This window comes from Arthrobacter sp. P1_B3 (genome assembly GCF_056406615.1).
Window position 1 is genome coordinate 1 of sequence record NZ_JBFTZV010000014.1, and the last position, 13423, is coordinate 13423.

The following is a 13423-nucleotide window of genomic DNA, read 5'->3' on the forward strand; positions in this document are numbered from 1 at the left end:
GCCTTGGAAACGGCACCGGGTGCGACGGCGGTGTCCGCTCCGGTCCCGGCCGTGAGCTCCGGCGCCGCGGTGCCGCGGCAGCTTCGCCGCGGCCTGCCCCGCCTGCCGGGCGGCGAACCTTGGCCGCCAGCAGGCGAGGTTCCGGTATCAGTGGCGGCTCTGTCCGGGGCTCCCGCCGCAGGCGCGCCGGCCGCAGCTGCTGTTACGGCTGCTGCCGCAGGTGCTGCTGAGAAAGCAGTGCCGGCAGCAGCGTCGACTGCAGTTGCCCCGGCCACCGCACCCGTCCCACTGGCAATGGGAACCACGTCGCTTCGCCGCGGGCTTCCCCGCGTGCCGGGCGGCGAGCCGTGGCCGCCGGCTGGACTTGCGCCGTCGCCCGCTGCCGCCCCTGCGGTGCAGGCGGAGCCCGAACTCATCGCTCCGGCCCATCCCTCGGCCCCGGCTGCCAGTGTGGTGGAGACCGTTGCCGAGGCGGAGCCGCCGGCGGTCGCGAGTGCACCCGCGGTCCCCGCCGCCCCTCCCGCCGCGCCGGCACCGGCACCGGCTGCCGTTACTGAAAAGCCCGTGAGGCCAAAAGCCGAGCCGAGGCTTTACGGGTCGCGCACCCTGGGTCAGTGGATCAAGCTCGTCGTGCTCCTCGCCGTCGGCGCCGTGGCCGCCGCAGCAATTCTTGTGCTCGCCGCGCGCGGTGTGACGACGCTGCCGGGCGTGTCGGAGTTCCTCGAAAAGTACCCCGGCGCGTACGACCTGCCCGATACGGCCGAGCCCGGGTTCCCGTGGTGGGCGCAGTGGGCGCACTTCTTCAACATCTTCCTGATGGTGCTCATCATTCGCTCCGGCTACCAGGTGCGCACTGAGCAGAAGCCACCCGCGTTCTGGACGCCGAAGCGCGGTGGCAAGAAGATCAGCATCAACCTTTGGCTGCACCAGTCGCTGGATATTCTGTGGCTGGCCAACGGACTCATCTTTGTGGTGCTGCTGTTTGCCTCGGGCCGCTGGATGCGAATCGTACCGACCAGCTGGGAGGCGTTCCCGAACACACTCTCCGCGCTCCTGCAGTACATGACACTCGACTGGCCCGTTGAGACCGGCTGGGTGAACTACAACAGCCTGCAGCAGCTCATGTACTTCCTCGTGGTGTTCATCGCGGCCCCGCTCGCGGCGATCACTGGTGTGCGCATGAGCGAGTTCTGGCCGAAGGACGCGAAGGCGCTGAACAAGATCTACCCGGTGGAGGTTGCGCGCGCGATTCACTTCCCGACGATGCTGTTTTTCGTGCTGTTCATTCTCATCCACGTGTTCCTGGTGTTCGCGACCGGTGCGCTGCGCAACCTGAACCACATGTTCGGCGGCACCGACGTGGTGAACTGGGTCGGCTTCTGGCTCTTCGCGGCCGCAATCGCCGTCACGGCGGCCGGGTGGTACGCCGCCCGCCCGCTCGTGCTCGCACCAATCGCGAAGCTGTTCGGTCAGGTGAGCAGCCGCTAGGCTTCACCGCCTACACAGGGAGGATCCCGCGCCATACACAGCTCAGGCTCTCTGGCACGGGATCCTCACCTGTCGTGATCCTGATCCAACGGGTCGCTTCTAGCCCGGCGGAGGGAGGGCACCATAGGTATTTGGCACCGCATGGGGATTGACCGGCCGGTCCTCGTCGGCTGAGGAGGGCTCCCTGGTGTCGTAGCTGCGCGCCGTTCGCAGGTTCCGGGATCGTTTGTGCAGACCCACCGCGACAAAACCGAGCCCACCGACCAGAAGACCCAGTCCGAGGACGAACAGCGCCACCGCACCCTGTCCTGCGATGCCCGAGAACACGTCAAACAACGGCATCGGCAGGACGAACACCGTGGTCGCCAGGGCTATTGAGCCCACTGCAATTTGCCATGTCCCCTTGGGCTTCATGGTTCCCCCTCCATGTCTTGCGTGTCAGCCTTGCGCCCCAGTAAACCCGACGCGTGCTCATTTAGAAAGGGCCGCCACGGACACGGAGTAAGGGGAGACGTCGCGGACGACGGCGGGACTTCCCGACGTCGTCCGCTGGCGTGGGGTGCCGCTCCCCTACAGCGCCGGCCAGCCGCCGTCGAAGGCAGCGGCGCAAGCCAAAAGTGGGCACATCTTTCGAACCTTTCATTGGACGGGGAGTCGCCGCATGATAGGCGCATGACCCTAAACCCATCAGCCGACGAATCCGCCGTTGCGAAAGCTCAGCGCGAGCTCGAAGCGGCCGGCGTCCGCACCGTGATCGGCACGGTGGTGAATGCTGCGGGCATCACGCTGGCCAAGAGCGTTCCGTTAGCCCGGCTCAAAGCCTTCCACCAATCCGGGATGGGCGCTGCCCCCGTCTGGCATGTCTTCACCATCGACGGCGGGATAGCGTTCACGGACAGCATCACCACCGTTGGCGATATGCGCCTCAAGATCGATATCACGGGACTCCGTGTCCTGCGGGGTGGCCGGGCATGGGCACCAGGCAGCCTTTTCGAACAGGACGGAGCCGCGTCTCCGGCCTGCGCCCGCGGCCTTCTGGCCGATGTCGACGGCAGCCTCGATGAGGCCGGATACAAGGCACTTGTGGGCCACGAACTTGAATTCTTCCTCGTCGCCCCGGACGGTTCAGCGCTGGAAACCGCGCCCTGGGTTCCGTACGGGGCAACCGGGCTCCTGGACCAATCGGAATTCCTCGATGATCTGCTGTCAGTTCTGAACCATGGCGGCATTCCCATGGAGCAGATCCACGCCGAGTACGGCAGAAACCAGTTCGAGTTTTCCCTTCCCCCTGCTTCGCCGGTTCAGGCCGCGGACACCGTGGTCCTTTCCAAGATCATCGTTGGCATCGTCGCCCGGGCCCACAGCATGCAGGCCTCGTTCTCCCCGTTGCCCTTTTCCGGCACCGTCGGAAACGGTGCCCACCAGCACTTTTCGCTCCACAAGGACGGCATGCCGCTGTTCTCCGGCGGCAGCGGACCGCACGGCATCTGCGCTGAGGGAGGCGCTGCCATTGGGGGCATCATTGCGGGACTCCCCGACGTCCAGGGTTTTCTCACGGGATCAGTCTTGTCCGGAAGCCGCTTGGCACCTGGCACGTGGTCGGGCGCCTACTTATGCTGGGGCCTGGAAAACCGGGAAGCCTCGGTGCGCTTTCTGAACGAGGGAAACAGTAATCCGCACGGAGCCAACGTCGAAGTGAAAATCGTCGACCCGTCGGCAAACGTGTATCTGGCCTCCGCGTCCATCCTGGCACTCTCCCTTGACGGCATCCGCGGCGGGCGCAGGCTTCCGGCAGAGATCCCGGGTGACCCCGGACGGCTATCGGAAGACGAGCGGCACCGGGCCAATATCCGGCTGCTCGCAGACTCCCCCGCCGCCATCATCGACACGCTGGACACGTCGCGCCTTGCACGCGGGCTTCTGGGAGACGCCATCGTCGATGCCACGGTGGCCGTCCGGCGCTACGAACAGCGAATCTCCGCGGAACTCTCGCCGGACGAGCTTGCCGAACGCTTTCGACTTGCCTGGTCGATCTAATGGCAGGTGGCTCTTTTGCGGACTTTGTCGAACAAGTCAGCCTTATTGATCACCACGTGCATGGCGCGTTTCACGCCGCCGGCGATGAGGCACGCTTTCAGAACTCGCTCAATGAAGGGAACACCGAACCGCTGGCCAACCCGGAGGACGCCTACAACACACAAATCGGGCTCGCCTTCCGTCGCTGGTGCAGCGGCATTCTTGATTTGCCACGCCACGCTTCTCCAGCGGACTACTGGAGCCGGCGCTCCGCGCTTGGGGAACTCGAGGTCAGCCGGCGCATGACCCGCGCTGCCGGGGTGAGTGACTGGCTGATCGATACAGGATTGGATGCCGCTGACTACCTCGGCACGGCCGGCATGGCCGACGTCTCCGGCGGGCGAACCCACGAGATCGTTCGGCTGGAACTGGTCGCCGAGGCGCTGATCCAGGAGATTGCCAACCCGGCAGATTACGTTGAAGAGTTCGGTCACCGGCTTCACGAGCTCACCCGCAGCGCCGTGGGCGTCAAGACGGTTCTCGCCTACCGCGCAGGATTCGACCAGAATCTCAGCCGGCCAACACCGGCTGCGGTCACTGAAGCGGCCCGCCGTTGGCAAGAGAACCTCCGCACCGGCACCAATGCGAAGCTCACCGACGTGACACTCATTGCCCACGGGATTCATACGGCGGTGTCGATGAAGCTTCCTCTGCAATTCCATGTCGGATTCGGGGACCGCGACCTGGACCTCCACAAAACCAATCCCCTGTACCTCTTGGACTTTCTCCGGTCCCCCGACGTCCGGGACACACCCATCATGCTGCTCCACTGCTATCCATTCGAGCGCGAAGCCGGCTATTTGGCCCACGCCTTTGAAAACGTCTACCTCGATGTGGGCCTTGCCGTGAACTTCACCGGGGCACGGAGCCCTGACCTGGTGGCCCGCTCGTTCGAGCTGGCCCCCTTCACAAAAGTCCTTTACTCCTCCGACGCCTTCGGCCCAGCGGAACTTCACTACCTCGGAGCGAGACTGTGGCGCAACGCAATCACCAAGGTAGTCGGCGGATGGATCGACGACGACGACTGTTCAGAGGCGGATGCCCGCAAGATCGTGCAACTCGTCGCACGCGACAACGCCCGCCGCGTGTACGCGCTTCCCTGAGCGGCCGACCCGACATCCCCAGCAACAAAACGGACAGCCGCGGCTGTCACCACCTAAGCAGGTAGCCGAAATACCCGCGGTGGCCGGGTCCGCGCCCATGGCTTGTCAGTAAACTGGGACGCATGACCGAGCACGAACCGGCACCTGCCGGGGTCGCTGAGTCTGCAGGCCCGGCCGATCCCGACGCCATCGACACGTCCTTGCGCAGTCCGGCGCAGCGGTCCCGCACGTTCGCCGGGATCCTGGTCAACACTGCCCTGGCCAACATCACCACCAGTTATCTGTGGTTTGCCCTGACGTTCTGGGTCTATCTGGAGACGCGCAACGTGATCGCCACCGGGGTGATCGGCGGTGCATACATGCTGTTGATTGCCCTTTCCAGCATCAGCTTCGGCACGTTTGTGGACCGCTACCGCAAGCTGGCCGTGATGCGATTCGCCGCTGGTTTCACCCTGGTGATGTTCCTGCTGGCCGGGGTGATGTTCCTGCTGACACCCGCTGCCAGCCTGCTGGACCTGACACAGCCGTGGTTTTGGATCTTCGCCGTGATCATCCTGGTGGGCGCGATGGTGGAGAACATGCGCAACGTCGCCCTCTCCACCACAGTCACCATCCTCATCGAGCCGGACCGGCGGGCTAACGCCAACGGGCTGGTGGGCATGGTGCAGGGGCTGGCGTTTATCGTCACCTCGGTGCTCTCCGGGCTGTCGGTCGGGCTGCTGGGCATGGGCTGGACGGTCGTCGTCGCAGTGGTGCTCACTGCCCTTGCCTTCGCGCACCTGCTCACGCTGCGCCTGCCGGAGGAAGTGCGGGTGGCCACCACGGACGCCCACGGCGCGTTCGACTTGCGCGGCTCCCTTGCCGCCGTCCTGGCCGTTGCAGGCCTGTTCGCGCTGATCCTTTTCACCACGTTCAACAACTTCATCGGCGGCGTCTATATGGCGCTCATGGATCCCTATGGACTGGAGATGTTCCCCGTGGAGCTGTGGGGAGCCGTGTTCGCCCTGGGGTCCACCGGGTTCATTGTGGGCGGCGCCCTGATCGGCAAGTTCGGGCTCGGGTCCAATCCGCTGCGCACCATGCTCATCGCGGTTATGGCCATGGGGGTCCTCGGTGCTGTGTTCACGCTGCGGGAGTGGGCATGGCTGTACATCGCGGGTATCTGGCTGTATCTGGTGCTGATTCCTTTTGTGGAGGCCGCCGAGCAGACGGTCATCCAACAGGTGGTGCCGCTGCCCCGGCAGGGCCGGGTGTTCGGGTTCGCCATGGCCTTCGAGTCGGCGGCGGCGCCGATCACCGCCTTCCTCATTGCCCCGATCGCCCAGTTCTGGCTCATCCCCTATGCGCGGTCCGCTGAGGGCGCCGCCCAGCTGGCCCCGCTGCTGGGCGAGGGCACCTCCCGCGGTATTGCCCTGATCTTCCTGGTGGCCGGCATCATCATGATCGCAGCCGCGTTGCTGGCCTTCCTGACCCCGGTCTACCGCCGGGTCTCGGCGTCGTATGCGCAGGCAGCTGCCGACGCGCCGGAGACGGCGGACTCTTCGTCGCCTGCAGACCGGGGACGGGCTGACTGAGCCCGGGCTCATCTTCACAGCGGACGACGGCGGGACTTCCCGCCGTCGTCCGCTTGCGTTTAGGTGAGGGGCTTTACAGCGCGGACCAGCCGCCGTCGGAGGGAGGATGGCGCCGTTGACGTTGGTGCCGTCGTCGCTGGGCAGGAAGGTGATGGAGGCGGCGAGCTGCGCCGCGACGGCAGGCGTCGGGACGGTGGCCTGCATCAGCGGGCCGAGGCGTTCGGCCGCGGGCTGCGATCCTCAACCTAATCCCACCCTCTAGGGCAATTTTCATCAAATTGGCACAGGGCTGCGCTACGGTTGGCAGCACTATCAATTTTTAGGGGGACAAATGGAGTTTGCAGAAAAACTTTCAGCTTTGGCAGCAAAGGTGCGCCAACAGCGAGGTGTGATCCAAACGGAAGAGGCAACGAAGAATGCCTTTATCATGCCCTTCATTTCCACAATTCTTGGCTATGACGTCTTCAACCCCATGGAAGTGGTTCCGGAGTTCATCGCGGATGTAGGGCTCAACAAGGGCGAGAAGATCGACTATGCGATCGTCAAGGACGGCGAGGTCCAGATCCTGATCGAGTGCAAGAAGTCCACGGAACCAGTGAAAATCGAGCACGCATCCCAGCTTTTCCGGTACTTTGCTGTGACCAACGCCAGAATCGCCATCCTTACCAACGGTGAGGTGTACCAATTCTTCACGGACCTCGATGCACCGAACCGCATGGATGCCAAGCCGTTCCTTGTGCTCGATTTGAACGACATTGACGAATCCCTCATTCCGGAGTTGCAAAAACTATCCAAGGAAGTCTTTGATCTCGACTCGATCATCAGCGCGGCAGGCGAGCTGAAATACATCGGTGAACTCAAGAGGACCTTGGCTGCACAATTTAAGGAGCCGGAGGACGAGTGGGTTAAGTTCCTTACCGGTCGTGTGTATTCGGGTCCCTACACCCAGAAGGTGCGTGAGCAGTTCACCGCTTTGGTGACGAAAGCGTCCAAGCAGTTCCTGAACGACCAGGTGAACGAGCGGCTGAAGAAGGCTCTCGGCGCCCCGGCCTTCCCGCAGAATGACGACGCAGCAGTGGCTGCCAGCGTGACTAGCGCACCCGTGGCCGAGGCGGACCTGGCCGAGGCTGACGGGCTGGAGACAACGCTGGAGGAAATCGAGGGTTACCAGATTGTGCGGGCCATCGTCTGCAGCGAAGTCAAGCCCGCTCGGGTAGTGCAGAGGGATGCCAAGTCCTATTTCGCGGTGTTGCTGGACGACAACAACCGCAAGCCGATCGCCCGCCTGCACTTCAACCGCACCCAGAAGTACATCGGCATCTTCGACGACAACAAGGAAGAGACGCGGGTGCCCATAGGCTCGCTGGAAGAGATCTACGAGCACACGGCAGCACTCCGCGCGAGCGTAAAGAGCTACCTGTGACTGCGTCCGCTTCTGACCTCGACCTGCTTCTCATTGCAATCGCGGCCATGCCGATGCCAATCAGCTCGGCGTAAAGGAACAAAACGTCGACCACTCCACCTGGAGCCACGCCAGCGCTACTGTGCGAAAGGGCACGCTGGTAATACACTGAGCCGCCGTGCAGGTAGTGCGGACGACGGCGGGACCTCCCGCCGTCGTCCGCTTGCGTTTGGCCGCTCCCCTAGGGCGCTGACCAGCCGCCGTTGGTTCGGTGAATGTGATGACTCGCTGGAGTCGTTGACACAGAGGTGAGGACCTCCGGTTGCACAGTGGAGTTGCTTAACATGAGACGCCGGGGGCGATGATCCATGTGGATGTGAAGAAGCTCGGCAACATCCCCGACGGCGGTGGATGGCGCTACGTCGGCCGGCAACATGGCGGCGCGAACCGGGCAGGAACCCCGGACAAACCGCGCAGCAGACATCGCGGCCCGCTGATCGGCATCGCCTACGTGCACACCGTCATCGATGACCACTCACGGGTCGCCTACGCCGAAATCCACAGCGACGAAACAGCAGCCACCGCAGTCGGAGTGCTCAGGCGGCCCGTGTCCTGGTTCGCCGCCCGCGGCGTCACCGTCGAGCGGGTTCTCTCCGACAACGGCTCAGCCTACAAATCCCACCTCTGGCGCGACACCTGCCGGGAGCTGAACATCAAGCCGAAGAAGACCAGGCCCTACCGCCCCAGACCAACGGAAAAATCGAACGCTTCCATCGCACCCTCGCTGACGGGTGGGCATTCAAACGCTTCTACGTCAGCGAATCAGCCCGCAGAAACGCCCTCCCGGCATGGTTGCACCACTACAATCACCACAGGCCCCACACCGCAATCGGAGGCCACCCGCCCATCAGCCGCTTGACCAACCTCCCTGGGCAGTACACCCAAAGCTGCTGCGGGCATGTGGTCAGTTCTTGATGACCTCCAGCTCAATCACAGCCCAGGACAGCGCCGGCAGCGTTGCCCGAAGTTCGGAGCCGCTCGCCTTCGCCCCTGCCAGCGGCCGGAGCCCCACCTGGTCCGGGCTGCCCTGAGTATTGACCGTGAAACGGTCCCCGCCTTCGGGTATTTCCAGGACCTCCGCGCGGAGAACTTGGCGGGCGTCAAAGCCGCGCAGGGCGACTTCAATATCTGCCGCTTCCTCCAGTCCGCGGTTGGCGAAGAACAGCGCCACCCGGCCCGTTTCCTCGTTCCACGTCGCACTGACATCCACGAGGTCGGTGCCGCCGAACCGCGCATTTTCGTACTTGTCCGAGTCAACGGACAGGCGCAGGATCTGGCCCTTGGCCAGTTCGGCCATGCGCGCGAAGGGGTGGAAGATGGTCTGCCGCCAGGCCGGGCCGTTTTCCTCGCTGAGGATCGGGGCGATGACGTTGACCAGCTGTGCCTGGTTGGCGATCTTGACCCGGTCGCCGTGGCGGAGCAGCGAGTTGAGCAGGGTTCCGACGACCACGGCATCTGTCACGTTGTACTTGTCCTCAATGACCCTGGGGTGCTCACGCCAGCCGGCCTTGGCCACCTGGTGCGGCTGGTCCTCGGTGTCGAGGCCGCGCTGGTACCAGACGTTCCACTCGTCGAAGGACAGGTTGATGGTCTTCTTGTGCTTTCCCTTCGCGCGGACGGCATCGGCAGTTGCGATGACTGATTCGATGAAATAGTCAGTGTCCACTGCGCTGGCGAGGAAGCTGCCAACGTCGCCCTCATGCTCCTGGTAGTAGGCATGCAACGAGATGTAATCCACTTCCTCGTAGGTGTGGGTCAGTACTGTCTGTTCCCAGGCTCCGAACGTGGGCATACCGGAGCTGGAGCTTCCGCAGACCACCAGTTCGATGTCCGGATCCACGAACCGCATCGCTTTGGCCGCCTCCTGGGCCAGCCGGCCGTACTCATTCGCGGTCTTGTGGCCGATCTGCCAGGGCCCGTCCATTTCATTGCCGAGGCACCACAGCTTGATGTTGAACGGGTCCTTATGCCCGTTCTTGGCGCGCAGGTCCGACAGATAGGTCCCTCCGGGATGGTTCGCGTACTCCACGATCTCGCGCGCCGCATCCACACCCCGGGTGCCCAGGTTGATGGCTTCCATGATTTCGGTCCCTGCCTGGCGTGACCAGTCCACGAACTCGTGCAGTCCGAAGGCGTTCGTCTCCAGGGTGTGCCAGGCGCCGTCGAGCCGTCGTGGGCGGCCTTCCCGGGGACCTACCCCGTCTTCCCAGTTATATCCGGACACGAAGTTGCCGCCGGGGTAGCGGATGACAGTGGCCCCGAGTTCCTTGACGAGCTTGAGCACGTCCTGGCGGAAACCGTTTTCGTCGGCCTCCGGGTGGCCCGGTTCGTAGATTCCGGTGTAAACGCAGCGGCCCATGTGCTCAACGAAGGAGCCAAAAAGACGGCGGGGCACTTCCCCGATGGTGAAGTCTCGGTCCAGGGTGATTCGTGCGCGGGACATGTGGCGTATCTCCTTTTGGTTGAACAGGTTCGTTGGAAGTAATCGGAGGTCAGGTTCAGGTGCCGGCGAGCCCGGTGGTCGCAACGCCCTTGATGATCTGGCGCTGGAAGAACAGGAAGACCAGGATGAGCGGCAAGGCCGCGAGCAGTGCGGATGCCATGTTTTGCGCGTACTGGATGCCATAGGCACTCTTAATGGTCTGCAGTCCAACCGGAAGGGTCAGGATGGACCCATCGTTCGTGGAGATGAAGGGCCAGAGGAAGTTGTTCCACGCGCTGATGAAAACGAAGATCGCGACGGCGGCAAGAATGGGGCGTGAGAGCGGCAGGATGACCTGAATGAAGATCCGCATCCGGCTGGCACCATCCATCACCGCAGCTTCCTCGAGTTCACGCGGGATCTGATCAAAGAACTTTTTGAGCACGAACACCATGGCGGGGTGGATGACCTGCGGCAGGATGACGGCCCAGGCCGTGTCGATCATGTGGAGCGCCACCATCTGATAGAACAGCGGAATCATCAGCACTGGCGGCGGGATGATGATCGAGGCGATGATCACCGTCATCAGGACTTTTTTGCCCCGGAAATCGATGCGGGACAAGGCGTAGGCGACCAGCGCGGAGATGACCAGCGTGATCGCGGTGATGGCGGCCGAGGTGTAGAGGGAATTCCACGTCCACAGCGGGATATTGCCGTCTTGGAACACTTTGACGAAAGCATCCGCGGTAAAGCCCGACGGCGGGATCCAGCTGACCTTCGGCGCTGCGGCGTCGGTCTCGGACTTGAAGGCGGTAACCGTGGCCCAGGCGAAGGGAACGAGCCACAAGACTGCCAGGAGCGCCGCGACCGCGGTGACGGCGGCCTTGCCGGCCGTGATCTTCCTGCGGGGTTTTCGGGCCGCTGCTGCGCCGGCGGTGTGCGGGGCGGGGCGGGTGAGTGTCTGGGTTGCCATGGTTATGCACTCCTGCGGCGCGTGATGACGAACTGCATGACCGAGACGATCACGATCAGCCCGAAGAAAATGTAGGAGACGGCTGCGGAGTAGCCCAGCCGGTAGCCGGTAAACCCGGTTTCGAAGATGTACTGCACCACTGGCCTGGTGGAACCGCTGGGGCCGCCAGCCGTCATCTGGTACACCTGATCAAAGATTTTCAGTGATGCCAGAATCTGGAGGAGGACGATCATCACGGTGGTCGGAGCCAGCTGCGGCAGGGTGATGGAGAAGAACTGCCGCCAGGCTCCGGCCCCGTCCAGGGATGCCGCCTCGTAGTGCTGGTGGGGGATGTTCTGCATGGCCGCCAGGTACAAGAGAAAGTTGAAGCCGACGGTCCACCACAGCGTGGCGATGACGATCGCCCACATCGCCACGTTCGGGTCGTTCAGCCAGGCCACCTTCGGAAGCCCGATTTTCGCCAGGGAGTCGTTGATCAGCCCCAGCTGCGGGTTGTACATCCAGGTAAAGAACAGTGAGACCACGGTCGAGGCGAGCAGGTACGGCGCAAAGTAGGAGAGCCGCCACAGCCATTGCGCGGGCAATCCGACGTTAAGCAGGGCGGCCATGATCAAGGCGACGATCACCAGGGGAACCGTGCTTATCACCGTGAAGTAGAGCGTATTGCCCAGGGAACGCCACATGTCCGCATCGGCCAAGGCCTCGGCGTAGTTGGCCAGGCCAATCAGGTTGTCGTTGGCGCCAGTAAGGGACTTGCCTGTCAGGCTCATGAAAAGGCCGTAAAGAATGGGCCAGACCAGGAAGACAAGGAAGAACGCCAGGAAAGGGGCGGCGAAGCCCCAGCCGGTCAGGTTGTCCCTGGCTTGACGGGACGGGGCCGGACCGGGCTGTGGACGGGTCCGGGTTGGACGGGAAGATGCCGTACGCTCTGCGCTCCGGCCGGATGTTGCTAAGGAACTCATCAGGGACTCCTTTGTCACTCGGGTGGCTCAGACCGGGTTGGGCCGGGAGAGAAGGGTGTTGGTGCGGCGCACGAATGCGTCCCAACCGTCGGCGGCCTTGTCGCGGCCGAGGAGTACGTTCTGCACGTTTTCCGCAAAGTAGGTTTGCCAGTCCGAGCCGGAGCCGCTGAACCAGGATTCCGGATCGTAATTGATAATGTCCGCCGCGTTGGCGTAGTGAATCTGGGGAGTGAGTTCCCGGTACGCATGTGACTGCACAATCGGCTGATAGGCCGGAATGTGTCCGGCTTCCGCCCAGGACAGCGACCCCTTGAGGACATCGCTCACGAACTTGTACACGTCGCGCCGCTTCCCGTCGTCGGCGTTTAGTTGCCGCGGCAGGACAAAGGAATGAGAGTCAGCATAGGCAGCCGGCGTCCCGTAGAGCGTGGGGATAGTTGCCGCGTCGACCGGCAGACCGGCCTTCTTGAAGGTGGGGAGTTCCCAGACGCCGCTGAAGAGCATGCCAGAACCGCCACGGGCAAATTCGGCGATGCCCGTACTGATGTCCCCGCTCTTGGCGGCTATGGTGTCGTCGAACAGTGATGCCATGAATTCCAGGGACTCTACCGCCGCATCCCTGTCAGCCTTCATCGGTTGCCCCGGGGTGAGTTCCATATCCACACCGTGCTGCTTGTAGAGGGTGTAGAAGAGACGCCACATCTGGGACCCGCTGCCAAGGTAGCCGAAGGACAGGCCGTGCGCCTGTGTCACCTTCTGCATCTCGCGGGCCATCGAGAGGAACTCCTGCGGGGAACTTGCAGCCTGCAGTTGCCCGTCGGCCGCCAGCACCCCGGCCTTGCCGGCGACGTCGGTGTTGTAGAACATGACGAACGGATGCGAGTCCAGGGCGATGGAAAAAACCTGGCCGTTCTGCTGGCTCTTGTCCCAGATCCTCGGTGCGAAGCTCTGGGACGTCACGCCGTGTTCTGCCAGCAAGGACATGTCCCACGGGTCAATGAGTCCCCCTGGGGCGTAACCGGGGACCCGGCTGGCATGCATGATGGCCAGTTCCGGCGGGCGGCCTCCGGCTGACGCCATCGCCAGCTTGGTGTAGTACGGCGGACCCCACGCCAGGACGGTCGGATGGACGGTGAAACCGGGGTTGCCCGCGTTCGCCTTACTGATCATTGCCTGCATCTTGATGCCGTCACCGCCGGACAGCAGATGCCAGAACGCAATGTCCCGCACGGCCGCCGCCGAGGCGGTACCGCCGCAGCCCGTGAGACCGGCCGCCGCGAACACGCTGCCGAGAGCCGCCGAACCTGCCAGTAACTGCCGCCGGGTCACTTGCTTGCCGGCAAAAAAGTCAATCTGCTTCACC

At 63.5% G+C, this 13423-nt stretch carries 10 protein-coding genes and 1 pseudogene; 6 read left to right on the plus strand and 5 right to left on the minus strand.

Features of this window, described 5'->3' with window-relative positions:
* Positions 1–1488: cytochrome b/b6 domain-containing protein (locus AC1D2F_RS14820; RefSeq protein ID WP_476967024.1), on the plus strand; the 1488-nt coding region annotated here is incomplete at its 5' end.
* A gap of 99 nt (positions 1489–1587) precedes the next feature.
* Here AC1D2F_RS14820 and AC1D2F_RS14825 read toward each other — a convergent pair.
* Positions 1588–1902: a hypothetical protein gene (locus AC1D2F_RS14825; RefSeq protein ID WP_476967025.1), complete on the minus strand. Its 315-nt coding sequence runs from the start codon at positions 1900–1902 to the stop codon at positions 1588–1590.
* Positions 1903–2160: 258 nt separating this feature from the next.
* On the opposite strand from AC1D2F_RS14825, the gene AC1D2F_RS14830 reads away from it, so the two are divergent.
* The 5 genes and pseudogenes from AC1D2F_RS14830 to AC1D2F_RS14850 all read left to right on the plus strand — a co-directional run.
* Complete coding sequence (locus tag AC1D2F_RS14830) at positions 2161–3525, plus strand: glutamine synthetase family protein (protein ID WP_364746330.1); 1365 nt, start codon at positions 2161–2163, stop codon at positions 3523–3525.
* 56 nt (positions 3526–3581) lie between these two features.
* Entirely contained in the window at positions 3582–4667 is a 1086-nt protein-coding gene (locus tag AC1D2F_RS14835; protein ID WP_364746333.1) for an amidohydrolase family protein, read from the plus strand.
* Between the two features lie 122 nt (positions 4668–4789).
* On the plus strand, positions 4790–6241 hold the full coding sequence (locus tag AC1D2F_RS14840; RefSeq protein WP_364746336.1) for an MFS transporter: 1452 nt from the start codon (positions 4790–4792) through the stop codon (positions 6239–6241).
* A gap of 331 nt (positions 6242–6572) precedes the next feature.
* Complete coding sequence (locus AC1D2F_RS14845) at positions 6573–7664, plus strand: type I restriction endonuclease (RefSeq protein WP_364746339.1); 1092 nt, start codon at positions 6573–6575, stop codon at positions 7662–7664.
* Positions 7665–7986: 322 nt separating this feature from the next.
* Positions 7987–8618, plus strand: a pseudogene (locus tag AC1D2F_RS14850) (integrase core domain-containing protein); the annotation flags it as partial.
* Here AC1D2F_RS14850 and arfA read toward each other — a convergent pair.
* From arfA to AC1D2F_RS14870, 4 genes are read right to left on the minus strand one after another with little or no spacing between them, the layout of a single operon-like run.
* Positions 8608–10146, minus strand: coding sequence for an arabinosylfuranosidase ArfA (arfA, locus tag AC1D2F_RS14855; RefSeq protein ID WP_476967026.1), 1539 nt, complete (start codon positions 10144–10146; stop codon positions 8608–8610). The pseudogene AC1D2F_RS14850 and the gene arfA sit on opposite strands and share 11 nt — an antisense overlap.
* A 55-nt stretch (positions 10147–10201) precedes the next feature.
* Positions 10202–11098 carry a carbohydrate ABC transporter permease gene (locus AC1D2F_RS14860; RefSeq protein WP_229992027.1) on the minus strand — a complete coding sequence of 299 codons (897 nt, stop codon included), beginning with the start codon at positions 11096–11098 and terminating at the stop codon, positions 10202–10204.
* A 2-nt stretch (positions 11099–11100) separates the two neighbouring features.
* Positions 11101–12060, minus strand: a complete 960-nt coding sequence (locus tag AC1D2F_RS14865) for a carbohydrate ABC transporter permease (RefSeq protein ID WP_364746345.1) — start codon at positions 12058–12060, stop codon at positions 11101–11103.
* A 27-nt stretch (positions 12061–12087) separates the two neighbouring features.
* A complete protein-coding gene (locus AC1D2F_RS14870) occupies positions 12088–13422 on the minus strand; it encodes an ABC transporter substrate-binding protein (protein WP_229992034.1) in 1335 nt (444 codons plus the stop codon).
* Between the last annotated feature and the right edge of the window lies 1 nt (position 13423).